Source organism: Rathayibacter sp. VKM Ac-2803, from assembly GCF_009807175.1.
Lineage (GTDB): Bacteria > Actinomycetota > Actinomycetes > Actinomycetales > Microbacteriaceae > Rathayibacter.
On sequence record NZ_WUCD01000001.1, the window covers coordinates 2,079,318 to 2,102,276 of the forward strand.

The window sequence follows — 22,959 nt, forward strand, 5'->3', positions numbered from 1 at the left end:
GAGTCTGCTATGGTGATGCGGGCTCCGGGGCATGTCCCCGGTTCGAAAGTGGAGATTCTCCCACCCGCGCTTGACCGCTTCACTAGGTTACCGGGTCTGAAGCACTCCGCCTCCGGCAACGGGGGCAGGGCTGCGGCGCTCGAGGTCCGCCTCGAGTCCGCGCCGAAGGGTGCGAGCGATGTGCGTCTACAGCACCTCGCGCAAGGGAATCACCTCTCTCGGGATGCGCCGGATCACTCCGGCCGCAGAGCAGCAACTCACCGAGATCAGAGGAGAAACGCAATCAGCGATCCCCGTACCAACGACCGTATCCGCGTCCCCGAGGTCCGCCTCGTCGGTCCCGCCGGAGAACAGGTCGGCGTCGTGAAAATCGAGGTCGCCCTGCGACTCGCGCAGGATGCAGACCTGGATCTGGTCGAGGTTGCTCCCAACTCCAAGCCTCCCGTCGCCAAGATCATGGACTACGGGAAGTTCAAGTACGAGCAGGCTCAGAAGCTCAAGGAAGCCCGTCGCAACCAGGCGAACACGATCCTCAAGGAGGTCCGGTTCCGCCTGAAGATCGACAAGCACGACTACGAGACCAAGCGCAAGCGCGCCGAGGGCTTCCTCAAGGCCGGCGACAAGGTCAAGGCGATGATCCTCTTCCGAGGCCGCGAGCAGTCCCGCCCCGAGATGGGCGTCCGACTCCTGCAGCGCTTCGCGGAGGACGTGGCCGAGTTCGGCCAGGTCGAGTCCACACCGACCATCGACGGTCGCAACATGGTGATGGTCATCGGCCCCCTGAAGAACAAGTCCGAGGCGAAGGCCGAGGCGAACGCCGTCCGCGCCGCTCGTCGCGAGGCCAACACCCCCGAGGAATCGGCCGAGGCCGAGACCGAGACGGTCTAGCACTGCCCACTACTTCACCGCCCCGGCCTCGGGGCCGGTGCACGTCCCCGCTCGCGGGGCCCATGCTTCGCCCCGCCGTGTGCGGGTGTGACGTCGACAAGGAGAGAACATGCCCAAGATGAAGACCCACTCGGGTGCCAAGAAGCGCTTCAAGGTGACCGGCTCCGGCAAGCTCATGAAGCAGCAGGCCGGCATGCGCCACAACCTGGAGTCCAAGTCCAGCGTCCGCACCCGCCGCCTCAACCAGGACCAGGTCCTCGCCCCGCAGGACGCGAAGGTCGCCAAGAAGCTGCTCGGCCTGTAGTCCGCTACACCGCCGCACAGAACTTCACCGACCAGGATCGATAGGAAGAAAAAGAAATGGCAAGAGTCAAGAGGGCGGTCAACGCCCACAAGAAGCGTCGCGTCATCCTCGAGCGCGCGAAGGGCTACCGCGGCCAGCGTTCGCGTCTGTACCGCAAGGCGAAGGAGCAGGTCACCCACTCCCTCGTCTACTCGTACCGCGACCGTCGTGCGCGCAAGGGCGAGTTCCGCCGCCTCTGGATCCAGCGCATCAACGCCGCCTCCCGTGCGAACGGCCTGACCTACAACCGCTTCATCCAGGGCCTCGCCCTGGCCGGAGTGCAGGTCGACCGCCGCATCCTCGCCGACCTCGCGATCACCGAGCCCGCGACCTTCGCCGCCCTCGTGGCGACCGCGAAGAACGCGCTGCCGGCCGACACCTCCGCTCCCCGCGCCGCGTAGTCAGCACTGCTTCCCGAAGGGGGTCACGACCGAGGTCGTGGCCCCCTTCGTCGTCTCCGCGACGTGTCGACCGGGGCGGTGGGACGCGCGCCGATAGGCTCGCCGCATGCTCGACAACCCTCGTTCTCCCCGCGTCCGCTCCGTCGCCAAGCTCACTCGGCGCCCGGCGCGGCAGGAGACGGGGCTGTTCCTCCTCGAGGGCCCGCAGGCCATCACCGAGGCGCTGCAGTACCGTCCCGAGCTCCTCGTCGAGTCGTTCGCGACTCCGACGGCGCTCGAACGCCACCCCGAGATCGTCGCGGCCGCCGAGGAGGCGGACGTCGAGATCGAGTACGTCACCGAGGACGTCCTCGACTCGATGGCCGACACGGTGACTCCGCAGGGCTTCGTCAGCGTCTGCCGCCAGTTCCCGACCTCGCTGAAGGACATCGTCGCCTCCGGCCCGCGCCTGGTCGCGGTGCTCGAGGAGGTCCGCGACCCGGGCAATCTCGGCACCATCATCCGGGCGGCCGACGCCGCGGGCGCCGACGCCGTCGTCCTCACGGGCCGCTCCGTCGATCTCTACAATCCCAAGGTGGTGCGGTCGACGACCGGATCGCTCTTCCACCTGCCCGTCGCGGTCGACGCCGAGCTCTCCGACGTGCTGCAGCGGCTGCGCGGGGCGGGGCTGCGCGCCGTGGCCGCCGATGTGAAGGGCGAGGACCTGCTCGGGATCCGCGACCGCGGCGACCTCGCGCAGCCGACGGTGTGGGTCTTCGGCAACGAGGCCCGCGGCCTCGAGGCCGAGTCGCTCGAACTGGTGGACGCCGTCGTCGCGGTGCCGATCTACGGAGCCGCCGAGTCGCTGAATCTGGCGACCGCCGCCTCCGTCTGCCTGTACGAGAGCGCGTTCGCCCTCCGTTCCTGAGTGAAACGGCGCCCTGCCTGAGTTCCGCCTGGGGGAAAAGCGGCGTTGTTACTCTCTGATCAAGAAAACGCTCATGATTTGACCCGCCCATTCGCGTGTGATTCTCTGGCCGAATGGAAGCAGCTCCCCAGCGCACGCCCGCTCCCGCCGGTGAACCCCTGGTCGTTCTCGACGGTGTGCAGAAGCACTACGGCGAGTTCCAGGCACTGAAGGACATCGATCTCACCGTGCACCGCGGGGAGGTCGTCGTGGTCCTCGGACCGTCGGGCTCCGGCAAGTCGACGCTCTGCCGCACGATCAACCGCCTCGAGACCATCTCGGGCGGCACGATCTCGATCGACGGTCAGAAGCTGCCGGAGGAGGGCAAGGGCCTCGCCGCCCTCCGTGCCGACGTGGGCATGGTCTTCCAGTCCTTCAACCTCTTCGCGCACAAGACGATCCTCGAGAACGTCACGCTCGGGCCGATCAGGGTCCGCAAGCTCGCCCGCAAGGCGGCCGAGGCCGAAGCGCAGGCGCTGCTCGACCGCGTCGGCGTCGGGCACCAGGCGGCGAAGAGCCCCGCCCAGCTCTCGGGTGGCCAGCAGCAGCGCGTCGCGATCGCCCGGGCGCTCGCGATGAAGCCGAAGGTGATGCTCTTCGACGAGCCGACCTCGGCGCTCGACCCCGAGATGATCAACGAGGTCCTCGACGTCATGGTCGGCCTCGCGAAGGACGGCATGACGATGATCGTCGTCACCCACGAGATGGGCTTCGCCCGCAAGGCCGCCGACCGCGTCGTCTTCATGGCCGACGGCGAGATCCTCGAGGACACCGATCCCGAGACGTTCTTCACGGCCCCGCGCACCGACCGCGCCAAGGACTTCCTCTCGAAGCTGATCACGCACTAGCGGATCAGCTCACGCGCCCGAACATCCGACACGTCAGCCCCTGGAACCCTCGGGGCCGGCAGGACATCGCCCGCTCCGGCGGGCCGAACCCCAGGAAGGACGATCATGCGCACCAAGCTCATGTTCATGACCGCAGGACTCGCTGCCGCGGCCCTCACCCTCGCAGGCTGCGCCGGCGACTCCGGAGGCACCGGAGCAGGCTCCGAGTCCGGCGAGGCCGCGACCTACGAGGTCGCCTCCGACGTGACCCTCGAGGGCAGCCCCACCTTCGACACGATGACCGACGCCGGGGGAGTGACCATCGGCGTCAAGGAGGACCAGCCGGGTCTCGGCTACCTCGACGCCGCGACCGGTGAGCGCTCCGGCTTCGACATCGAGATCGCGAAGTGGATCGCCGCGTCGCTCGGCTTCTCGGAGGACGAGATCACCTTCGAGGCGATCCCGTCGGCCAACCGCGAGGCGTCGATCGTGAACGGCGACATCGACTACTACGTCGGCACCTACTCGATCACCGACAAGCGCAAGGAGCAGGTCGGCTTCGCAGGACCCTACTTCGAGACCGGCCAGCAACTCCTGGTCGCGGCCGACAACGACACCATCGAGGGTCCGGACGACCTCACGGCCGACACCACCGTGTGCTCGGCGACCGGATCGACCCCGATCCAGAACATCCGCACGAACTACCCCGACGTGCCCACCGAGGAGTTCGACACCTACTCGCAGTGCGTCGACGCCCTGAACGACGGCCAGGTCGACGCGGTCACCACCGACGGCGCGATCCTGATCGGCTACGCCGCGCAGAGCCCCGACGAGCTCAAGGTCGTCGGCGAGCCCTTCAGCACCGAGCTCTACGGAGTCGGCCTCGCGAAGGACGACGACGCCCTCCGCGGCTTCATCAACGACATGCTCACCGAGGGTGGCGACACCTGGAGCGCCATCTACGACGAGACGCTCGGCGAGTCCGGCACCGAAGTCGAGCAGCCCGCGGTCGACGCCTACTAGGAGGTCCCCGGGCGGCGCGCACCGCCGCCCGGGACCCTCTCCCTCCCACCTCCCGATGAAAGGGCTCGCCGCATGGATGTTCTGCTGAACAACCTCGACGTGTACGTTCCCGCCTTCGGCAACACGCTCGTGCTGTTCGCCGTCTCGCTCGTCTTCGCCCTGCTCATCGGGACGGTCGTGGGAGCGATGCGCGTCTCGCCCGTGCCGATCGCTCGGGCCGTCGGGACGGTCTACGTCAACACCATCCGGAACACGCCCCTCACGCTCCTGATGTTCTTCTTCGCGTTCGGCTACCCCAAGCTGGGTCTGCCCGACGTCGACTACACCAACCTGGCAATCTGCGCCCTCAGCCTCTACACCGCGACCTACGTCGCCGAGGTGCTCCGCTCGGGCATCAACACCGTGCCGATCGGCCAGGCGGAGGCCGCCCGCGCGATCGGCCTCGACTTCGGCCTGACGATGACCCAGGTGGTCCTGCCCCAGGCGTTCCGCTCCGTGATCCCGCCGCTGATGAGCGTCCTGATCGCGCTGCTGAAGAACACCACGGTCGCGGCGGGCTTCTCGGTCGCCGAGTCGGGCACCATCGTCCGCGAGCTGAACGAGCGCGGCGAGAACAGCCTCATCGTCCTGCTCTGGGTCGCCCTCGTCTTCGTCCTGCTGGTCTCCGTGCTCTCGGTCGTCCAGCGTCAGCTCGAGAAGAAGTGGAGGGTCGCCCGATGAGCTCCGTCCTCTTCGACAACCCCGGTCCTCGCGCGATCGTCCGCAACCGCATCATCGGCGCCGCCGTGATCGTGCTGGTCGCCGCGATCTTCGCCTTCATCCTCTGGCGTTTCGCCGAGTCGGGGCAGTTCTCGGCCGAGAAGTGGCGGGCGTTCCAGTACCCGCTGGTGTGGCAGAGCATCGGAGCCGCGCTGGGGCAGACCCTCGGCGCGTTCGCCGCGGCCGGTGTCGCGAGCCTCGTCCTCGGCCTGGTCCTCGCGGTCGGCCGGCTCTCGGACCGACGCTGGATCAGTTTCCCCGTCACGCTCTTCATCGAGCTGTTCCGGGCGATCCCGGTCCTCATCCTGATGATGCTGATGTACTACGGGCTCCCGTTCGTCGGCCTCAAGCTCACCCCGTACCTCGCGGTCGTCATCGCGCTGACGCTCTACAACGGCTCCGTCTTCTCCGAGATCTTCCGAGCGGGCATCGAGGCCCTCCCGCGCGGTCAGAAGGAGGCGGGCTACGCCATCGGGCTGCGGAAGGCCGGCGTCATGCGCCTGATCCTGTTCCCGCAGGCGATCCGGACGATGCTGCCCGTGATCATCGCGCAGCTCGTCGTCGCCCTCAAGGACACGGCGCTCGGCTCGATCATCACCTACAACGAGCTCCTCTACTACGCGAAGTACCTCGGCAGCCAGTCGAGCCTCGACAGCCCGATCATCCCCGCCGCGATCGTCATCGGCGCGATCTACATCGGCATCTGCCTGATCCTCTCGGGCATCGCGAAGTGGGTCGAGGTCAAGACCAAGAGCAGCGGCCGCGGTGGCACGGGCCACCCGGCGGCGCGCGCCACCACGAACACCGCCCTCATCGCCGCCCAGGACTGAACTCGTTCGTCGGGATCTCCCGAGGGCGATCCCGACCGCGGTCGGCTCTCCGAGGTGATGTGTTCCACAGAGCGGGGAGCGTTCGGCTAGACCGAATCGCTGACACGCGATCCGGTCGTTCGCCTCGCGCAGGTCGGCGATCTGCTGGCACGCGGCCCCTTCGGTGACCACCGGAAAGTCGCACGGGCCATCACCCGTGCCCACGGCGCATCTGCACATCGACTGGCAGTTCAGGGCGAACGGGCGGATCGCGTGCCAGCGATCCGGTCTAGCCGGTCGCGACCCGCTCTTCGCGACGCACCACCCCGGGAGCCGACTGCGGTCGCCGTCGCCCTCGGGCGATGGAGACGATCTAGACTCATTCATCGTGTCTGACAGCAACCCGATCACCGACGAGGCCGTCTCGGCCGCGGTCGCCGAGGCGCTCACCGCGATCAGCGCGGCCGGCGACTCCGCAGCCCTGAAGACGGCCCGCGCCGCTCACCTCGGTGAGGGCTCCGCTCTCGCCCGGCTGAACGCGCAGATGCGCTCGGTCCCGCCCGAGTCCAAGGCCGCCTCCGGCAAGCTCGTCGGGGGTGCCCGCAAGCAGGTCGGCGACGCCTACTCCGCCCGCGAGCTCGAGCTCGTCGCCGCCGAGGAGGCCGCCGCCCTCGACGCCGAGCGCGTCGACGTCACCGCCGGGGCGTCGTTCGTCCGCCAGGGGGCGCGCCACCCGCTCTCGCTCCTCCAGGAGTCGATCGCCGATGTCTTCGTCGGCATGGGCTGGGAGATCGCCGAGGGGCCCGAGCTCGAGAACGAGTGGTTCAACTTCGACGCCCTGAACTTCGACGAGGACCACCCGGCCCGCGCGATGCAGGACACCTTCTTCGTCGACCCCGTCGACTCGCATCTCGTGCTGCGCACGCACACGAGCCCGGTGCAGATCCGCTCGATGCTCGAGCGCACGCCTCCGGTCTACGTGATCGCGCCCGGACGCGTCTACCGCACCGACGAGCTCGACGCCACGCACACCCCCGTCTTCACGCAGTTCGAGGGGCTCGCCGTCGACCGCGGCCTCACGATGGCGCACCTGCGCGGAACCCTCGAGCACGTCGCGAGGATCATGTTCGGCGACGAGGCGAGGATCCGGCTCCGCCCCAACTACTTCCCCTTCACCGAGCCGAGCGCCGAGCTCGACATCTGGCACCCCACCTTCGTCGGCGGCGCGCGCTGGATCGAGTGGGGCGGCTGCGGCATGGTCAACCCCAACGTGCTCCGCGCGGCCGGCATCGACCCGGAGGAGTTCTCCGGGTTCGCCTTCGGCATGGGGATCGAGCGGACCCTGATGTTCCGCAACGACGTGAAGGACATGCGCGACATGGTCGAGGGCGATGTCCGCTTCAGCAAGCAGTACGGAATGGTGATCTGATGCGCATCCCGCTGAGCTGGCTGGGCGAGTACGTCGACCTCGAGCAGGGAGTCACGACCGAGGCCGTCCACGCGGCGCTCGTGTCGGTCGGTCTCGAGGAGGAGGACGTCCACCGCTTCGAGGTGACCGGCCCCGTGGTGGTCGGCGAGGTCCTCGATCTCGTCCCCGAGCCGCAGAAGAACGGCAAGACGATCAACTGGTGCACCGTGCGCGTGGCTCCGGAGGGAGCTCTCGCGGCCGACGGCGGCGGCGACGTCCGCGGCATCGTCTGCGGCGCGCACAACTTCACGGCCGGGGACAAGGTCGTCGTGTCGCTGCCCGGTGCGGTCCTCCCCGGTCCGTTCCCGATCTCGGCGCGGAAGACCTACGGTCACGTCTCCGACGGCATGATCGCGTCGAGCCGCGAGCTGGGTCTCGGCGACGACCACGACGGCATCCTCCGTCTGGCGAGCCTCGGCATCGACCCGGAGGTGGGCACCGACGCCATCGCGCTCCTCGGGCTCGACGACGAGGCGGTCGAGGTCAACGTGACCCCCGACCGCGGCTACGCCTTCTCGATCCGCGGCATCGCCCGCGAGTACGCCCACGCGACCGGCGCCTCCTTCCGCGATCCCGCGCTGGCGATCACCGCGCCCGAGCGCTCCGAGTCGGCGCCGGTGTTCCCGGTCGCCCTCGAGGACGACGCGCCGATCCGCGGTCGTGACGGCGCCTCCGTCTTCGTGACCCGCGTCGTCCGAGGGGTCGACGCGAGCCGCCCGACGCCGCCCTGGATGGTCGCGCGCCTGCGCCTCGCCGGCGTCCGCTCGATCTCGCTGATCGTCGACATCACCAACTACGTCATGTTCGAGCTCGGCCAGCCGCTGCACGGCTACGACCTCGACGCCCTCCAGGGCGGCATCGTCGTGCGCCGTGCCGAGCCGGGGGAGACCCTCGAGACGCTCGACGGGCAGATCCGGCGCCTTCACGCCGAAGACCTCGTCATCGCGGACGCGGGCGGAGCCGTCGGGCTCGCCGGCGTAATGGGCGGCGCGCGCACCGAGATCGGCTCTGCGACGACCGACGTCCTCCTCGAGGCCGCCAACTTCGACCCGGTGTCGATCGCGCGGACCGCCCGCCGGCACAAGCTGCCGAGCGAGGCGTCCAAGCGCTTCGAGCGCGGAGTCGATCCGCTGGTCGCCGCCGTCGCCGCGGCACGCGCGGTCCAGCTGCTGGTCGAGCTGGCGGGCGGCACCGCCGACGAGCTCGGCTCGACGATCGTCGATCCTCGCGACGCGGCCGTCATCGAGCTGCCCGACGGCTACGTCTCCCGCCTCGTCGGCGTCGAGTACACGCCGGAGGAGATCCGCGGCTCGCTGGTCGAGATCGGCGCCTCCGTCGACGTCGGCGGCTCGGGCCTGCTCGTCACTCCGCCGAGCTGGCGCCCCGACCTCACCGACAAGTCGACTCTGGCCGAGGAGGTCGCCCGGATCACCGGGTACGACCGCATCCCCTCGGTGCTGCCGGTCGCGCCGCCAGGACGCGGTCTCACTACGGGTCAGCGCCTGCGGCGGACGGTCGCCCAGACCCTGGCCGCGAGCGGACTCACCGAGGTGCTCTCGTACCCGTTCCTCTCGCGCGCGGTCAACGACCGCCTCGGGTCGGTCGACGGCGAGCCCCGCGAGCAGATCACCCTGGCCAACCCGCTCGACGCGACCGCCGCGCAGCTGCGTCTCACGCTGCTGCCCGGGCTCGTGCAGATCGCGGCTCGCAACCGCTCGCGCGGACTGACCGACCTCGCGCTCTACGAGCTCGGCTCCGTCTTCGTCCCCGAGGCCGGCCGCCCGTTCGGCTCGGGCGCGCTGCCCCGGGGCGCCGTGCGACCCTCGGCCGAGGTGGAGGCCGAGCTGAACGCCGGCATCCCCGCCCAGCCCCTGCACGTCGCGGCACTGCTCACCGGCGCCGCCGTCGAGCGCCAGCCCGGTGTGGCCGCCCGCGACTTCGATTGGCGTGACGCCCTCGACGTCGTCCGCGAGGTGTCGACGGCCAGTGGCGTCGACCTCGTCGTGCGGCAGGGCGCGCACGCCGCGCTGCACCCCGGCCGCACCGCCGAGATCGTGCTCGACGGCGCGGTGATCGGTCACGCCGGCGAGCTCCTGCCCTCGCTCGCCGAAGAGCTCGACCTGCCCCGGCGGGTGGCCGTCGTCGAGCTCGACCTCGACCCCGTCATCGCCCGCGCCGGCGGTGTCGTCGTCGCTCGACCGGTCGGCGCGCTCCCGGCGGCCACGCAGGACCTGTCGCTGGTCGTGCCGTCGGAGGTGCCCGCCGCGTCGCTCGCCGAGGCCGTCGCGGAGGGGGCCGGGGAGCTGCTCGAGGCGATCCGCCTCGTCGACGACTACCGCGGTGCCGGCGTCCCGGCCGGCTCCAAGTCGCTCACCTTCGCGCTGCGCTTCCGTGCCGCCGACCGCACGCTGACCGCGACGGAGGCGACGGCGGCTAAGCAGGGCGGAGTCGCGGTGGCCGCCGACCGGTTCGGCGCGCAGCTGAGGGAGTGATGCCCGGCGAAGCCGTTCCCCCGCACGGACTAGGCTCTCGGGCATGACTTTTTCCGTGGCGGTGGCCGGAGCGAGCGGGTACGCGGGCGGCGAGCTGCTGCGCCTGCTCGCCGACCATCCCGAGTTCGAGGTGCGCACGGTGACGGCGCACTCCAACGCCGGGCAGCCCCTGGTCGCGGTGCAGCCGCACCTGCGCTCGCTCCGCGATCTCGTCCTCGTCGACACCACGACCGAGAACCTCGCCGGGCACGACGTCGTCTTCCTCGCGCTGCCGCACGGCGCATCCGGAGCCATCACCGCGACGCTGCCCGACGACGTCCTCGTCGTCGACTGCGGTGCCGACCACCGGCTGACCGACGAGCAGGACTGGGCCGACTACTACGGCGGCGAGTTCGCCGGCGCGTGGCCGTACGGGCTCCCCGAGCTCCTCCTGGCCGGGGGCGGACGCAAGCAGCGCGACGCCCTGGCCGGCGCGCGGCGCATCGCCGTGCCCGGCTGCAACGTCACCGCGATCACGCTCGGCCTCGCGCCGGGCCTCCACGCCGGGGTCATCGAGCCCGGCGATCTCGTCTCGGTGCTGGCCGTCGGGCCGTCGGGTGCGGGCAAGAGCCTGCGCACCGACCTCCTCGCGAGCGAGCTGCTCGGCTCCGCGCACGCCTACGGAGTGGGGGGCGGTCACCGCCACAACCCCGAGATCCGGCAGAACCTCGCGCTCGCCGGCGCCGGCCCGGTCTCGATCTCGTTCACCCCGGTCCTCGTGCCGATGTCGCGGGGGATCCTCGCGACCTCGACCGCTCGCCTCGCGCCCGGGGTCTCCGCGGCCGATGTGCGGGCGGCCTGGGAGGCGGCCTACGGCGACGAGACCTTCGTCCAACTGCTCCCGGCGGGGTCCTTCCCGCGGACGGCGGACGTCGTCGGCGCGAACACGGCCCTGATCGGACTGGCCGTCGACGAGCGCGCCCGCCGAGTCGTCGTCGTGACCGCGATCGACAACCTCGTCAAGGGCACCGCGGGTGCCGCGATCCAGTCGACCAACATCGCCCTGGGCCTCCCCGAGTCCCTCGGCCTCAGTGTGAACGGAGTCGCGCCGTGAGCGTCACTGCAGCAGCAGGATTCGAGGCCGCGGGCGTCGTCGCGGGCCTCAAGTCGACGGGCGCGCGCGACCTGGCGCTCGTCCGCAACCTCGGTCCGCTCCAGAGTGCGGCCGCGGTGTTCACCAGCAACCGCTGCAAGGCGAACCCGGTGCTGTGGAGCGAGCAGGTCATGCGCGACGGCATCGTCTCCGCGATCGTCCTCAACTCCGGAGGCGCCAACTGCTACACGGGCGCCCAGGGCTTCCAGGTCACCCACGGCACGGCCGAGGCCGTCGGCGGAGCGCTCGGCGTCTCCGCGGTCGACGTCCTGGTCTGCTCGACGGGCCTCATCGGCGATCAGCTCGACCTCGGCAAGCTCACGGGCGGAGTGACGGAGGCGGCCGCATCGCTCGCGGGCGCCACCGGCATCGACGACGGCGAGGCCGCCGCGCGCGCGATCATGACCACCGACACGGTCCCCAAGCAGGCGACCGTCCGCTCCGAGCAGGGCTGGAGCATCGGCGGCATGGCCAAGGGCGCCGGAATGCTCGCGCCGGGCCTCGCGACGATGCTGGTCGTCATCACGACCGATGCCGCACTCGAGCCCGCCGAGCTCGATGCCGCCCTCCGCGCCTCGACGCGCGTGACCTTCGACCGCCTCGACTCCGACGGCTGCATGTCGACGAACGACACCGTCGCCCTCCTCGCGAGCGGCGCGAGCGGAGTGACGCCCGACGCCGACGCCTTCACCGCCGCCCTGACCGAGGTCTGCCGCGACCTCACCCTGCAGCTGCAGGCCGACGCCGAGGGTGCCGCTCACGACGTCGCGATCCGCGTCGTGAACGCGGCCTCCGAGGACGAGGCCGTCGTGGTCGCGCGGGCCGTCTCGCGGAGCAACCTCTTCAAGGCCGCCATCTTCGGCAACGACCCCAACTGGGGTCGGGTGCTGGCGGCGGTCGGCACCACCGACGCCGAGTTCGACCCGTACGGGATCGACGTCGCGATGAACGGCGTCCAGGTCTGCCGGGCCGGCGAGCCCTTCGAGAGCCGCGACCTCGTCGACCTGTCTCCGCGGAAGGTGGCGGTCGACATCGACCTGCACGCCGGCGACGCCACCGCGACGATCTGGACCAACGACCTCACGCACGACTACGTGCACGAGAACTCGGCCTACTCGAGCTGAGGATCCGATGACCGACGAGAATCTCACAGAGGCCGAGGGCCTGGCGCTCCGCGAGGCCGCCGCCGTCAAGGCCGGGACGCTGATCGAGGCCCTGCCGTGGCTGCAGCGATTCCACGGCCGCACCATGGTCATCAAGTTCGGCGGCAACGCGATGGTCTCCGAGGAGCTCCAGCGCGCCTTCGCGCAGGACATCGTCTATCTGCGCTACGCCGGGATCCGACCCGTCGTCGTGCACGGCGGTGGTCCGCAGATCTCGACGATGCTCGACCGGCTCGGGATCGCCAGCGAGTTCCGCGGCGGCTACCGCGTGACGAGCCCCGAGGCCATGGAGGTCGTGCGGATGGTGCTGACGGGCAGCATCAGCCGCGACATCGTCCGCAGGATCAACGAGCACGGCCCGCTCTCCGCCGGGATCTCGGGAGAGGACGCGGGTCTCTTCGTCGGCCGCCGGCGCGGTGTCGTCCTCGACGGGGTCGAGCACGACCTGGGGCTGGTGGGCGATGTCGTCGCGGTCGATCCGGCCGCGGTCCTCGCACAGCTCGAGGCGGGCCGGATCCCGGTGGTCTCGTCGATCGCGCCCGACGCCGACGACCCGACGCAGTCGCTGAACGTCAACGCGGATGCCGCCGCCGCGGCACTCGCCGTCGCCCTCGGCGCCGAGAAGCTCGTCATCCTCACCGATGTCGCCGGTCTCTACTCCGACTGGCCGAACCGCGACTCCCTCGTCTCGCACCTGTCGTCGGACGAGCTGACGGCCCTGCTGCCCTCGCTCGAGTCGGGGATGATCCCCAAGATGACCGCGTGCCTCGACGCGGTGCTCGGCGGAGTGCCCAAGGCCGCCATCATCGACGGCCGCGTGCCGCACTCGATCCTCCTCGAGGTCTTCACCTCCGAGGGGATCGGCACCGAGGTCGTCGCGAGCCCGAACCGGGAGCGAATGTCGGGCCGCTGATCCGCAGCGGCCCCGGCTCCGAGCGCCCACCCGACACCGGGCGGCGCACCGACGGCCCACGAGGCCGGACCGCTCCGATCGAAAGGCTCGACAGATGACCACCGACACCGACCCCGCCACCACCGACGCGAATCGGACCGACGCCGCGCGCGGGCGCTACGCCTCCGCGATGATGCAGACCTTCGCGCCCCCGCTCGCCGTCCTCGACCACGGCGTGGGCTGCCGCGTCTGGGACGTCGACGGGCGTGAGTACCTCGACTTCCTCGGCGGGATCGCCGTCAACTCCCTCGGTCACGCGCACCCGGTCTTCGTCGAGGCGGTCAGCCGCCAGGCCGGAGCCCTCGCGCATGTCTCGAACTACTTCGCGACCGCGCCGCAGATCGAGCTCGCCGAGACCCTGCGGAGGCTGACCGGCGCCGGCGAGACCGGTCGCGTCTACTTCGCCAACTCGGGCACCGAGGCCAACGAGGCCGCGTTCAAGCTCGCCCGCCTGAACTCCGGCGGCGGACGGCACCGCGTGCTCGCGCTGCACAACGCCTTCCACGGGCGGACGATGGGCGCGCTCGCACTCACGGGCAAGGCTGCGATGCGGGCGCCCTTCGAGCCGATGCCCGGCGGGGTCGAGCACATCGACGCGACGCTCGAGGCGCTCGAGGCGGCGGTGGACGACTCGGTCGCCGCGCTGGTGGTCGAGCCGATCCAGGGGGAGGCGGGGGTCGTCCCGCTGCCCGACGGATTCCTCGAGCGGGCCCGCGAGCTCACCCGCGAGCACGGCGTGCTCCTGATCGTCGACGAGATCCAGACCGGCGTCGGCCGCACCGGCAGCTGGTTCGCCTATCAGCGCTCCGGCATCGTCCCCGACGCCGTGACCCTGGCCAAGGGGCTCGGCGGAGGATTCCCGATCGGCGCGCTGGTGACCTTCGGCGCCGCGTCCGCGCTGTTCCAGAAGGGCCAGCACGGCAGCACCTTCGGCGGGAATCCGCTGGCGACCGCGGTCGCCGGAGCGGTGCTCGGCGAGATCGAGCGGGCGGACCTGGTGCGGAACGCCCGTGAGCGCGGTGAGCAGATCGTGCGCGCCGTCCTCGAGATCGGCTCGCCGCTCGTCGACTCCGTCCGCGGCGCCGGGCTCCTGCTCGGCATCGCCCTCGCCGAGCCCGTCGCCGGCGCCCTCGCCGCGGCCGCGCTCGAGGAGGGCCTCATCGTGAACGCGGCGAACGACTCGAGCATCCGCCTCGCGCCGCCGCTGATCGTCTCGGAAGCCGAGGTCGACGAGTTCGCCGCCCGCCTCGCCCGCGCGCTCCGCACGCTGAGCCTCTGACCCGACCGACCACCCCGAATCGAAAGCGACCAGCACCCGTGACCCGCCACTTCCTCCGCGACGACGACATCAGCCCCGCCGAGCAGGCCGAGATCCTCGATCTCGCACTCGAGCTCAAGCGCGACCGCTTCGCGCGCACGCCGCTCGCCGGTCCCCAGACCGTCGCGGTGATCTTCGACAAGTCCTCCACCCGCACCCGCGTGTCCTTCGCGGTCGGCATCGCCGACCTCGGCGGCAGCCCCTTGATCATCTCGACGGCGAGCAGCCAGCTCGGGGGCAAGGAGACCGCCTCCGACACGGCACGCGTCCTCGAGCGCCAGGTCGCGGCGATCGTCTGGCGCACCTACGCGCAGTCGGGTCTCGAGCAGATGGCGGAGGGGACCCGCGTCCCGGTCGTCAACGCGCTCTCGGACGAGTTCCACCCCTGCCAGCTGCTCGCCGACCTCCTGACCATCCGCGAGCACCGCGGTCGGCTGGCCGGTCTGACGCTGACCTTCTTCGGCGACGGCGCGAGCAACATGGCGCACTCCTACCTGCTGGCGGGAGCGACGGCGGGCATGCACGTCCGCATCGTCTCGCCCGACTCCTACGCCCCCGATCCGGCCGTGCTGGCCGACGCCCAGCGCATCGCCGCGACCACCGGCGGCTCTGCGACGACGACGACCGACCCCGCCGCGGGCGCCGCCGGCTCCGACATCGTGATCACGGACACCTGGGTGTCGATGGGCAAGGAGGAGGAGAAGGCCGCGCGCGTCGCGACCTTCGGCGACTACCGGGTCGATGCGGCCACGATGGCGGCGGCCGAGCCGGACGCGCTCTTCCTGCACTGCCTGCCGGCCGATCGCGGCTACGAGGTGACCGCCGACGTGATCGACGGCCCGCAGAGCGTGATCTGGGACGAGGCCGAGAACCGCCTGCACGCGCAGAAGGCCCTGCTGGTCTGGCTCCTGGAGCGGGCCGGCAGCACCGAGGCCGCTCACTAGACTCGACAGCCGATCACGAGGCACCGCGCCCTCTCACCGGGCGGGACTCGAGGCTGCAGACCCGCGTCCTCGCGCACCGAGGCCGCAGACACCGAGGAGAACCATGACGGAACGACCCTCCGCCCGCTCGGGCGAGGCCGGCGCGCTCTGGGGCGGCCGGTTCGCCGGCGGCCCGTCGCCCGAGCTCGCGGCACTCTCGAAGTCGACCCACTTCGACTGGCAGCTCGCCGAGTACGACATCGCGGGATCGAGGGCTCACGCCCGTGCGCTCTCGGCCGCGGGCTACCTCGACTCGGCCGAGCTGACCGGCATGCTCGACGCGCTCGAGCGCCTCCGAACCGCGGTCGTCGACGGGAGCTTCCGCGCCGAGGAGTCGGACGAGGACGTGCACGGCGCGCTCGAGCGCGGGCTGATGCTCGAGGCCGGCCCCGAGCTCGGCGGCAAGCTGCGCGCCGGTCGCTCGCGCAACGACCAGATCGCCACGTTCGTGCGGATGTACCTCCGCGACCACGCCGCGGTGATCTCGGAGCTGGTGGTGCAGCTGATCGACGCCGTCGCCGCTCAGGCGTCGGCGCACCCGGCGGCGATCATGCCGGGCCGCACGCACCTCCAGCACGCGCAGCCCGTGCTGCTCGCGCACCACCTCCTCGCCCACGCATGGGCGCTGCTGCGCGACCTCGAGCGCCTCCGCGACTGGGCGGTGCGGGCCGACGTGTCGCCCTACGGGTCGGGCGCGCTCGCGGGCTCGACGCTGGGTCTCGACGCCGAGGCGGTCGCGCGCGAGCTCGGCTTCGCCTCCAGCGTGCCCAACTCGATCGACGGGACCGCGAGCCGCGATCTGGTCGCGGAGTTCGCCTTCGTCACCGCGATGATCGGCATCGACGTCTCCCGCATCGCCGAGGAGATCATCCTGTGGAACACGCGCGAGTTCGGCTTCGTCACGCTGGACGACGGCTACTCGACCGGTTCCTCGATCATGCCGCAGAAGAAGAACCCCGACATCGCCGAGCTCGCGCGCGGCAAGGCCGGGCGGCTCGTCGGCAACCTGACCGGTCTGCTCGCGACGCTGAAGGCGCTCCCGCTCGCGTACAACCGCGATCTGCAGGAGGACAAGGAGCCCGTCTTCGACTCCGTCACGACACTCGAGGTACTGCTGCCCGCGTTCAGCGGCATGATCGCGACCCTGACCTTCCACACCGAGCGGATGGCGGAGCTCGCGCCCGAGGGCTTCTCGCTCGCCACCGACGTGGCGGAGTGGCTCGTGAAGAAGCACGTGCCCTTCCGCGACGCCCACGAGATCACGGGCGAGCTGGTCAAGGCGGCCGAGTCGCGCGATCTGGGGCTCGACGAGCTCGACGACGAGGCGCTCGCCGCCGTATCGCCGCTGCTGACCCCCGACGTCCGCTCCGTGCTGAGCATCGAGGGCTCCGTGGCCAGTCGCGACGGGGTCGGCGGGACCGCACCGGCGCGCGTGGCGGAGCAGCTCGCGCAGCTCACCGAGCGCGTCCGCCTGGTCCGGTCCGCACTCCGGGGGGACGGCGCATGACGCTCCGCAGGGACGACGACCAGGACGACGGCCGTCCGCCGCTCCGGCCCTGGCAGCAGCGCACGCTGGTCCTCGTGGCCGCGGTCGTCATCCTCGCCGTGATCATCGTCACGGTCGTCTCCGGGCAGAGCTTCTTCTAGCGTGCGGTCCGCGTCGTCGTGACCTCGTCGAAGGCAGCGCTGCCGGATCTGTCGCTGTCGGCGCTGGAGGTCGCGCCCGATCTGCTGGGCTGCACGCTGCTCCATCGGACGGCGGACGGAGTGGTCGGCGTGCGCCTCACCGAGGTCGAGGCCTACCTCGGCCCAGGCGTCGACCCGGGGTCGCACAGCTTCCGCGGACCGACGAAGCGCACCCTGCCGATGTTCGGGCCGCCCGGCACGGTGTACGCCTACTTCACCTACGGGATGCACACCTGCCTCAACCTCGTCTGCGCTCCGGAGGGTGCCGCCTCGGCGGTGCTGCTGCGCGCGGGCGAGATCGTCGTGGGCGAGGAGCTCGCTCGCGAGCGCCGTGGAGCCGTTCCCGCGCGGGATCTGGCCCGGGGCCCCGCGCGATTCGCGAAGGCGCTCGGCGTCCTGCTCGCCGAGTCGGGGGATCCGATGGAGCGGTCCTTCGAGCTGCTGCCTCCCGATCGCCTCGGCACCGTGGTCTCCACGGTCCGGACAGGGGTGTCCGGCGCGGGCGGCGGTGCCGAGTACCCGTGGCGGTTCCACCTGGAGGGGGAGCCGACGGTGTCGCCGTACCGGCGCGCGGTGCCCCGCCGCGCCGCCGGAGATCAGCCGGCGAGATAGATCCGGGCGAGCGTCCCGAGCGCCGCCGACCAGGCGAGGCTCGCCAGCGTCCCGATGATGAACCGCTCGCGCGCCTCGGGTGACGCGAGCTCGCTGAAGCGGCCGACGCCCTTCACCGCCACGACGACCGCCACGCCCTCGGGCAGTCCGCTCATGAGAGCACCGGCCGTCGCGATCCGCTCGAGCAGGCCGATGGTTGTCCCGCCCCGCAGCACCTCGATGGGCTGGCCGATCGCGCTCGGCGACCCCGCGGCGGAGGAGGCGCGCGAGGGCGGTCCCGCGATCATGATCCCGCCGTGGGTGCCGCTCCGGGAGTCCGTCGTGGCGAGGTCGAGCGTCATCAGCACGACCGGGCCGCCCCCGATCACGGCGATCGCGAAGGCGAGCGCGGCGACGGCGAGCACCAGCGGCACCGGAGCCGAGGAGCCGGCGAGGCCGGTGAGGAGGAAGGCCGCCGTTGTCGCTCCGACGCTGATCCATGCGAGAGGGGGGCGGCGCAGTCGGACGGCGAGCACCGCGCCGACGAGCCCGGCGACGAGGGCGAGCACCACGCCCGTCCAGGAGACGGACTGCACCGTGGCCGCCACTGTGCTGGTCAGGGAAGCGGGGAGCACCGTCATCGCTCGTTCCTCTCGTCGATGGGGTCGAGCGTACGGTCGACCACCGTCAGCAGGCGGGCGAGTGCCTCCGCGGTGGGTCCGTCGAGCCGGGCGTCGGCCGCGCGCACCCGCAGGCTCACGGCCTGGGGGCTGATGGCGAGGTGCTCGGCGGCCTCCTTCTGCGTGCGGCCGGAGTCGAGGAGGTCGACGATCTGCCAGCCGGCGGCTGTGCGCGAGTCGCGCAGGTGGAGCAGCGGGTCCAGCAGCGCCTGGGCGTCGGCGATCGAGGGGAAGGGGGCGGCCGGGGCGTCGGGGTCGAGCGAGAACCTGCTCTGCCGGTTCTTCGCGGCCTCGACGGCCCGGCGCGCCGCGAAGTACGCCTCGCCGCGGGCGGCGCGGGTCGTCGCGGGGAGGGGGCGCTCGATCCGCCCGACGCCCAGGCCGATGCTCCAGTGCGCCTCCCGGTGCAGGGCCAGCACCACCTCGACGGCGGCGTCGGCCCGATCGAGGACGAACTGGAACTCGTCGCCCGCCGTCCGCTCGGGGGGCAGGACGAAGGCGTCGCGCTGCGTCTCGAGCAGACCGGTGATCACGCGATCGACCCGGTCGTCGTCGTGGCGGCTGTCGCGCTGGTCGGCAGTGATGACGAACATGGAGCACCTCCGCATCAAGTATCGAGACTTGATCTGCCGCAATCAAGCCTGTGGACTTCACTCTCGTGGGGGAGTCGGCGCACTCCGCGGTACCCTCGGAGAGTGACCGACGAGACGCCCCGAGGATCCTCGACGCCCCCCGCGCTGGACGCGTCCTTCGAGACCGTCTGGGACGAGCTGCTGTGGCGCGGTTCCGTCCACGTCTCCACCGATCGCGCGGCACTCCGCGACCTGCTCGCGGGCGAGCCGATCACCTACTACTGCGGATTCGACCCGACGGCGCCCAGCCTCCACCTCGGCAATCTCGTCCAGCTGATCCTGATGCGCCGGCTGCAGCTCGCCGGCCACCGACCGCTGGGCCTCGTCGGCGGATCGACCGGACTGATCGGCGATCCCCGGCCCACCGCGGAGCGCACTCTGACCCCGCGCGAGACGGTGCTCGACTGGGTGGCCCGGCTGCAGGCGCAGGTCTCGCGGTTCCTGGCGGTCGACGGCGACAATCCGATGCGCCTGGTGAACAACCTCGACTGGACGGCGCCGCTCTCGGCGATCGACTTCCTGCGCGAGGTCGGCAAGCACTTCCGGGTCGGCACGATGCTCAAGAAGGACGCGGTCAGCGCGCGCCTGAATTCGGACGCCGGCATCAGCTACACGGAGTTCAGCTACCAGATCCTGCAGGGGCTCGACTACCTCGAGCTCTACCGCCAGTACGGCTGCGTCCTGCAGACGGGTGGCAGCGACCAGTGGGGCAACCTCACCAGCGGGACGGATCTGATCCACCGCACCGAGGGGGTGTCGGTGCACGCCATCGGCACGCCCCTGGTGATGAACAGCGACGGGACCAAGTTCGGCAAGAGCGAGGGCAACGCCGTCTGGCTCGATCCCGAGCTGACGAGCCCGTACGCGTTCTACCAGTTCTGGCTCAACACCGACGACCGCGATGCGATCGACCGCCTCAAGGTCTTCACCTTCCTGCCCCGCGTCGAGATCGAGCGGCTCGAGCAGGCCGGCCTCGATGCGCCCTTCAAGCGGGAGGCCCAGCGTGCCCTCGCCTGGGAGGTGACGTCTCTCGTGCACGGGGACGAGGTGACGCAGGCGGTGGTCGACGCGTCGGCCGCGCTCTTCGGACGCGGCTCGCTGGTCGGCATCGATCCGGTCATCCTCCGCGGTGCGCTCGAGGCGGTTGCGACCGTCGAGGTCGACCCCGCGGCACCCGTGCTGCAGGCCTTCCTCGAGACGCGACTCGTCGCGAGCCTGGGGGAGGCCCGCCGCGCCCTCGCGCAGGGAGGGCTCTCGGTGAACAACGTCGTGGTCTCGGAGGACTCGCTCGTCCTCGGCGATCTCCCGCTGATCGACGGCATCGCCGTGCTTCGCCGGGGCAAGAAGAGCTTCGCGGGAGCCTTCGTCCGCTAGGCGCCCCCGGGCGACACGCCCGGGCCGCGAGCGATTTGCAGGCCCGCGAAACATCGACGTAATGTAACTCCTCGTCACCCCAAAGGAGCGGCGAGCGAGAGTCGGACGCAGAGCGTCGAGACCCGCTGGCCCACCTCAAGCGGGGACCATCCCCTCACTCCACACCTTGTTAGAGGTTCGCCTCTTGATGGGAACGGATCGTGAGCGTACGATGTAAAGCCTCCGCTGGACCACTGGTCCGGGCTTCGGTGCGGCAGACGGTCCTTCAAGGCACTGCATGGCGCACGATGCGGCGCTTCGACCTCCGGGTCGTGACGCTGAGCATCACGGAGTCGCCGATTTGACACGGCGAGCGGATGTGCTAAGTTATACAAGTTGCCACGGCGGCGCGCAGAGCTTCGGTTCTGACAAGCGTAACCCGAATGGCAGCCACAATCAAATCGAGAGCTTCGGCTCCGATGGAACACAATTCGATCACTCTCGTTGTGAAGCGCTTTCTTTGGGCGTGGAGGCGGGGTGTGTCCGATTCTTGAGAACTCAACAGCGTGCACTATGTTCAATGCCAAATAATATATAACCTCGGCCATTGATTCTGTTTCTGCCTTCGGGTGGTTTCGGTTGATTGGTTGGGTTCCTTTGGAAATTGATGTCAGCAATGATGTCGTATTTGCCTTGGTCAAACTTGATTGCCTGCTCTTCGGGGTGGGTGGTCGTAATTTTTTTACGGAGAGTTTGATCCTGGCTCAGGACGAACGCTGGCGGCGTGCTTAACACATGCAAGTCGAACGATGATGCCCAGCTTGCTGGGTGGATTAGTGGCGAACGGGTGAGTAACACGTGAGTAACCTGCCCTTGACTCTGGGATAAGCGCTGGAAACGGCGTCTAATACCGGATACGACCTGCCCCGGCATCGGGTGCGGGTGGAAAGTTTTTCGGTCAAGGATGGACTCGCGGCCTATCAGCTTGTTGGTGAGGTAATGGCTCACCAAGGCGACGACGGGTAGCCGGCCTGAGAGGGTGACCGGCCACACTGGGACTGAGACACGGCCCAGACTCCTACGGGAGGCAGCAGTGGGGAATATTGCACAATGGGCGAAAGCCTGATGCAGCAACGCCGCGTGGGGGATGACGGCCTTCGGGTTGTAAACCTCTTTTAGTAGGGAAGAAGGACTTCGGTTTGACGGTACCTGCAGAAAAAGCACCGGCTAACTACGTGCCAGCAGCCGCGGTAATACGTAGGGTGCAAGCGTTGTCCGGAATTATTGGGCGTAAAGAGCTCGTAGGCGGTTTGTCGCGTCTGCTGTGAAAACCCGAGGCTCAACCTCGGGCCTGCAGTGGGTACGGGCAGACTAGAGTGCGGTAGGGGAGAATGGAATTCCTGGTGTAGCGGTGGAATGCGCAGATATCAGGAGGAACACCGATGGCGAAGGCAGTTCTCTGGGCCGTTACTGACGCTGAGGAGCGAAAGCATGGGGAGCGAACAGGATTAGATACCCTGGTAGTCCATGCCGTAAACGTTGGGAACTAGATGTGGGGACCTTTCCACGGTCTCCGTGTCGCAGCTAACGCATTAAGTTCCCCGCCTGGGGAGTACGGCCGCAAGGCTAAAACTCAAAGGAATTGACGGGGGCCCGCACAAGCGGCGGAGCATGCGGATTAATTCGATGCAACGCGAAGAACCTTACCAAGGCTTGACATATACCGGAAACTTCCAGAAATGGTTGCCCCGCAAGGTCGGTATACAGGTGGTGCATGGTTGTCGTCAGCTCGTGTCGTGAGATGTTGGGTTAAGTCCCGCAACGAGCGCAACCCTCGTTCTATGTTGCCAGCACGTCATGGTGGGAACTCATAGGAGACTGCCGGGGTCAACTCGGAGGAAGGTGGGGATGACGTCAAATCATCATGCCCCTTATGTCTTGGGCTTCACGCATGCTACAATGGCCGGTACAAAGGGCTGCGATACCGTAAGGTGGAGCGAATCCCAAAAAGCCGGTCTCAGTTCGGATTGAGGTCTGCAACTCGACCTCATGAAGTCGGAGTCGCTAGTAATCGCAGATCAGCAACGCTGCGGTGAATACGTTCCCGGGCCTTGTACACACCGCCCGTCAAGTCATGAAAGTCGGTAACACCCGAAGCCAGTGGCCTAACCGCAAGGAGGGAGCTGTCGAAGGTGGGATCGGTGATTAGGACTAAGTCGTAACAAGGTAGCCGTACCGGAAGGTGCGGCTGGATCACCTCCTTTCTAAGGAGCATCTGGACACGGCGCCCTCCGGGGCGTGTCGGTTCCAGGCGCCAGATCGAAGCGAATGTCTTCGCTGGTAGCTCATGGGTGGAACATTGAACTGGGTGCTCGATGAGATTCGTCTCGTGTCAGTACGGCCTTCGGGTTGGGAACGCATGGTCGGGTGGAGTTGAGCACATGCACGCTGTTGGGTCCTGAGGGACCGGGCCGGCTGGCTTCTTCGGGAGCGGGCCGGATCTCGAACCTCTG

The 22,959-nt window shown here is 69.6% G+C and carries 21 protein-coding genes and 1 rRNA gene; 20 read left to right on the top strand and 2 right to left on the bottom strand.

Annotation, left to right across the window (positions count from 1 at the left end; translation table 11 throughout):
• Positions 1-282: 282 nt before the first annotated feature.
• The 18 genes from infC (at position 283) to GRS96_RS09750 (ending at position 17,802) form a co-directional block, all read left to right on the top strand.
• Positions 283-888, top strand: a complete 606-nt coding sequence (infC, locus tag GRS96_RS09665; protein ID WP_159858151.1) for a translation initiation factor IF-3 — start codon at positions 283-285, stop codon at positions 886-888.
• A 109-nt stretch (positions 889-997) separates the two neighbouring features.
• The gene (rpmI, locus tag GRS96_RS09670; protein WP_056042364.1) at positions 998-1,192 is read left to right on the top strand and encodes a 50S ribosomal protein L35; all 195 of its coding nucleotides are present in this window, start codon (positions 998-1,000) and stop codon (positions 1,190-1,192) included.
• 56 nt (positions 1,193-1,248) lie between these two features.
• On the top strand, positions 1,249-1,632 hold the full coding sequence (rplT, locus tag GRS96_RS09675; protein WP_159857993.1) for a 50S ribosomal protein L20: 384 nt from the start codon (positions 1,249-1,251) through the stop codon (positions 1,630-1,632).
• A gap of 106 nt (positions 1,633-1,738) precedes the next feature.
• Positions 1,739-2,539 (top strand): TrmH family RNA methyltransferase, encoded by an 801-nt coding sequence (locus GRS96_RS09680; protein ID WP_159857991.1) that lies wholly within the window; start codon positions 1,739-1,741, stop codon positions 2,537-2,539.
• Between the two features lie 113 nt (positions 2,540-2,652).
• Complete coding sequence (locus GRS96_RS09685; RefSeq protein ID WP_159857989.1) at positions 2,653-3,426, top strand: amino acid ABC transporter ATP-binding protein; 774 nt, start codon at positions 2,653-2,655, stop codon at positions 3,424-3,426.
• Between the two features lie 105 nt (positions 3,427-3,531).
• A complete protein-coding gene (locus GRS96_RS09690) occupies positions 3,532-4,428 on the top strand; it encodes a glutamate ABC transporter substrate-binding protein (protein ID WP_159857986.1) in 897 nt (298 codons plus the stop codon).
• 72 nt (positions 4,429-4,500) lie between these two features.
• Positions 4,501-5,148 carry an amino acid ABC transporter permease gene (locus GRS96_RS09695; RefSeq protein ID WP_159857984.1) on the top strand — a complete coding sequence of 216 codons (648 nt, stop codon included), beginning with the start codon at positions 4,501-4,503 and terminating at the stop codon, positions 5,146-5,148.
• The gene (locus GRS96_RS09700; RefSeq protein WP_159988368.1) at positions 5,145-6,017 is read left to right on the top strand and encodes an amino acid ABC transporter permease; all 873 of its coding nucleotides are present in this window, start codon (positions 5,145-5,147) and stop codon (positions 6,015-6,017) included. The genes GRS96_RS09695 and GRS96_RS09700 overlap by 4 nt, the downstream gene beginning before the upstream one ends.
• A 367-nt stretch (positions 6,018-6,384) precedes the next feature.
• Positions 6,385-7,425: a phenylalanine--tRNA ligase subunit alpha gene (gene pheS / locus GRS96_RS09705; protein WP_159857980.1), complete on the top strand. Its 1,041-nt coding sequence runs from the start codon at positions 6,385-6,387 to the stop codon at positions 7,423-7,425.
• Positions 7,425-9,956, top strand: coding sequence for a phenylalanine--tRNA ligase subunit beta (gene pheT, locus GRS96_RS09710; protein WP_159857978.1), 2,532 nt, complete (start codon positions 7,425-7,427; stop codon positions 9,954-9,956). Before pheS ends, pheT begins: the two co-directional genes overlap by 1 nt.
• A gap of 43 nt (positions 9,957-9,999) precedes the next feature.
• Positions 10,000-11,049, top strand: a complete 1,050-nt coding sequence (gene argC / locus GRS96_RS09715) for an N-acetyl-gamma-glutamyl-phosphate reductase (protein WP_159988369.1) — start codon at positions 10,000-10,002, stop codon at positions 11,047-11,049.
• On the top strand, positions 11,046-12,212 hold the full coding sequence (argJ, locus tag GRS96_RS09720) for a bifunctional glutamate N-acetyltransferase/amino-acid acetyltransferase ArgJ (RefSeq protein WP_159857974.1): 1,167 nt from the start codon (positions 11,046-11,048) through the stop codon (positions 12,210-12,212). The genes argC and argJ overlap by 4 nt, the downstream gene beginning before the upstream one ends.
• A 7-nt stretch (positions 12,213-12,219) precedes the next feature.
• Entirely contained in the window at positions 12,220-13,164 is a 945-nt protein-coding gene (argB, locus tag GRS96_RS09725; RefSeq protein ID WP_159857972.1) for an acetylglutamate kinase, read from the top strand.
• A 94-nt stretch (positions 13,165-13,258) separates the two neighbouring features.
• On the top strand, positions 13,259-14,482 hold the full coding sequence (locus tag GRS96_RS09730) for an acetylornithine transaminase (protein ID WP_159857970.1): 1,224 nt from the start codon (positions 13,259-13,261) through the stop codon (positions 14,480-14,482).
• A 38-nt stretch (positions 14,483-14,520) separates the two neighbouring features.
• The gene (gene argF / locus GRS96_RS09735) at positions 14,521-15,465 is read left to right on the top strand and encodes an ornithine carbamoyltransferase (RefSeq protein WP_159857968.1); all 945 of its coding nucleotides are present in this window, start codon (positions 14,521-14,523) and stop codon (positions 15,463-15,465) included.
• Positions 15,466-15,568: 103 nt separating this feature from the next.
• Positions 15,569-17,011 carry an argininosuccinate lyase gene (gene argH, locus GRS96_RS09740; RefSeq protein WP_159988370.1) on the top strand — a complete coding sequence of 481 codons (1,443 nt, stop codon included), beginning with the start codon at positions 15,569-15,571 and terminating at the stop codon, positions 17,009-17,011.
• Positions 17,008-17,151 (top strand): hypothetical protein, encoded by a 144-nt coding sequence (locus tag GRS96_RS09745; RefSeq protein WP_159857964.1) that lies wholly within the window; start codon positions 17,008-17,010, stop codon positions 17,149-17,151. The genes argH and GRS96_RS09745 overlap by 4 nt, the downstream gene beginning before the upstream one ends.
• A gap of 18 nt (positions 17,152-17,169) precedes the next feature.
• Positions 17,170-17,802, top strand: a complete 633-nt coding sequence (locus tag GRS96_RS09750) for a DNA-3-methyladenine glycosylase (protein ID WP_204162067.1) — start codon at positions 17,170-17,172, stop codon at positions 17,800-17,802.
• Here GRS96_RS09750 and GRS96_RS09755 read toward each other — a convergent pair.
• Positions 17,787-18,422 (bottom strand): hypothetical protein, encoded by a 636-nt coding sequence (locus tag GRS96_RS09755; RefSeq protein WP_236553605.1) that lies wholly within the window; start codon positions 18,420-18,422, stop codon positions 17,787-17,789. The two genes, GRS96_RS09750 and GRS96_RS09755, sit on opposite strands and share 16 nt — an antisense overlap.
• The gene (locus GRS96_RS20655; protein ID WP_159857962.1) at positions 18,419-19,054 is read right to left on the bottom strand and encodes a DNA-binding protein; all 636 of its coding nucleotides are present in this window, start codon (positions 19,052-19,054) and stop codon (positions 18,419-18,421) included. The genes GRS96_RS09755 and GRS96_RS20655 overlap by 4 nt, the downstream gene beginning before the upstream one ends.
• 102 nt (positions 19,055-19,156) lie before the next feature.
• Between GRS96_RS20655 and tyrS the strand changes: the two genes are divergently transcribed.
• Both tyrS and GRS96_RS09770 read left to right on the top strand, forming a co-directional pair.
• Positions 19,157-20,467 (top strand): tyrosine--tRNA ligase, encoded by a 1,311-nt coding sequence (gene tyrS / locus GRS96_RS20660; RefSeq protein WP_159988371.1) that lies wholly within the window; start codon positions 19,157-19,159, stop codon positions 20,465-20,467.
• 720 nt (positions 20,468-21,187) lie between these two features.
• A 16S ribosomal RNA gene (locus tag GRS96_RS09770) occupies positions 21,188-22,710 on the top strand.
• Positions 22,711-22,959: the final 249 nt, after the last annotated feature.

Bases quoted from the DNA above. Each gene is read 5' to 3' on its own strand.
- GRS96_RS09730 (WP_159857970.1), top strand. From the start codon at position 13,259: ATGACCACCGACACCGACCCCGCCACCACCGACGCGAATCGGACCGAC.
- pheT (WP_159857978.1), top strand. From the start codon at position 7,425: ATGCGCATCCCGCTGAGCTGGCTGGGCGAGTACGTCGACCTCGAGCAG.
- argB (WP_159857972.1), top strand. From the start codon at position 12,220: ATGACCGACGAGAATCTCACAGAGGCCGAGGGCCTGGCGCTCCGCGAG.
- GRS96_RS09690 (WP_159857986.1), top strand. From the start codon at position 3,532: ATGCGCACCAAGCTCATGTTCATGACCGCAGGACTCGCTGCCGCGGCC.
- rplT (WP_159857993.1), top strand. From the start codon at position 1,249: ATGGCAAGAGTCAAGAGGGCGGTCAACGCCCACAAGAAGCGTCGCGTC.
- argC (WP_159988369.1), top strand. From the start codon at position 10,000: ATGACTTTTTCCGTGGCGGTGGCCGGAGCGAGCGGGTACGCGGGCGGC.
- rpmI (WP_056042364.1), top strand. From the start codon at position 998: ATGCCCAAGATGAAGACCCACTCGGGTGCCAAGAAGCGCTTCAAGGTG.
- GRS96_RS09755 (WP_236553605.1), bottom strand. From the start codon at position 18,422: ATGACGGTGCTCCCCGCTTCCCTGACCAGCACAGTGGCGGCCACGGTG.
- GRS96_RS09695 (WP_159857984.1), top strand. From the start codon at position 4,501: ATGGATGTTCTGCTGAACAACCTCGACGTGTACGTTCCCGCCTTCGGC.
- GRS96_RS09680 (WP_159857991.1), top strand. From the start codon at position 1,739: ATGCTCGACAACCCTCGTTCTCCCCGCGTCCGCTCCGTCGCCAAGCTC.
- GRS96_RS09700 (WP_159988368.1), top strand. From the start codon at position 5,145: ATGAGCTCCGTCCTCTTCGACAACCCCGGTCCTCGCGCGATCGTCCGC.
- GRS96_RS09745 (WP_159857964.1), top strand. From the start codon at position 17,008: ATGACGCTCCGCAGGGACGACGACCAGGACGACGGCCGTCCGCCGCTC.
- GRS96_RS09685 (WP_159857989.1), top strand. From the start codon at position 2,653: ATGGAAGCAGCTCCCCAGCGCACGCCCGCTCCCGCCGGTGAACCCCTG.
- GRS96_RS20655 (WP_159857962.1), bottom strand. From the start codon at position 19,054: ATGTTCGTCATCACTGCCGACCAGCGCGACAGCCGCCACGACGACGAC.
- argH (WP_159988370.1), top strand. From the start codon at position 15,569: ATGACGGAACGACCCTCCGCCCGCTCGGGCGAGGCCGGCGCGCTCTGG.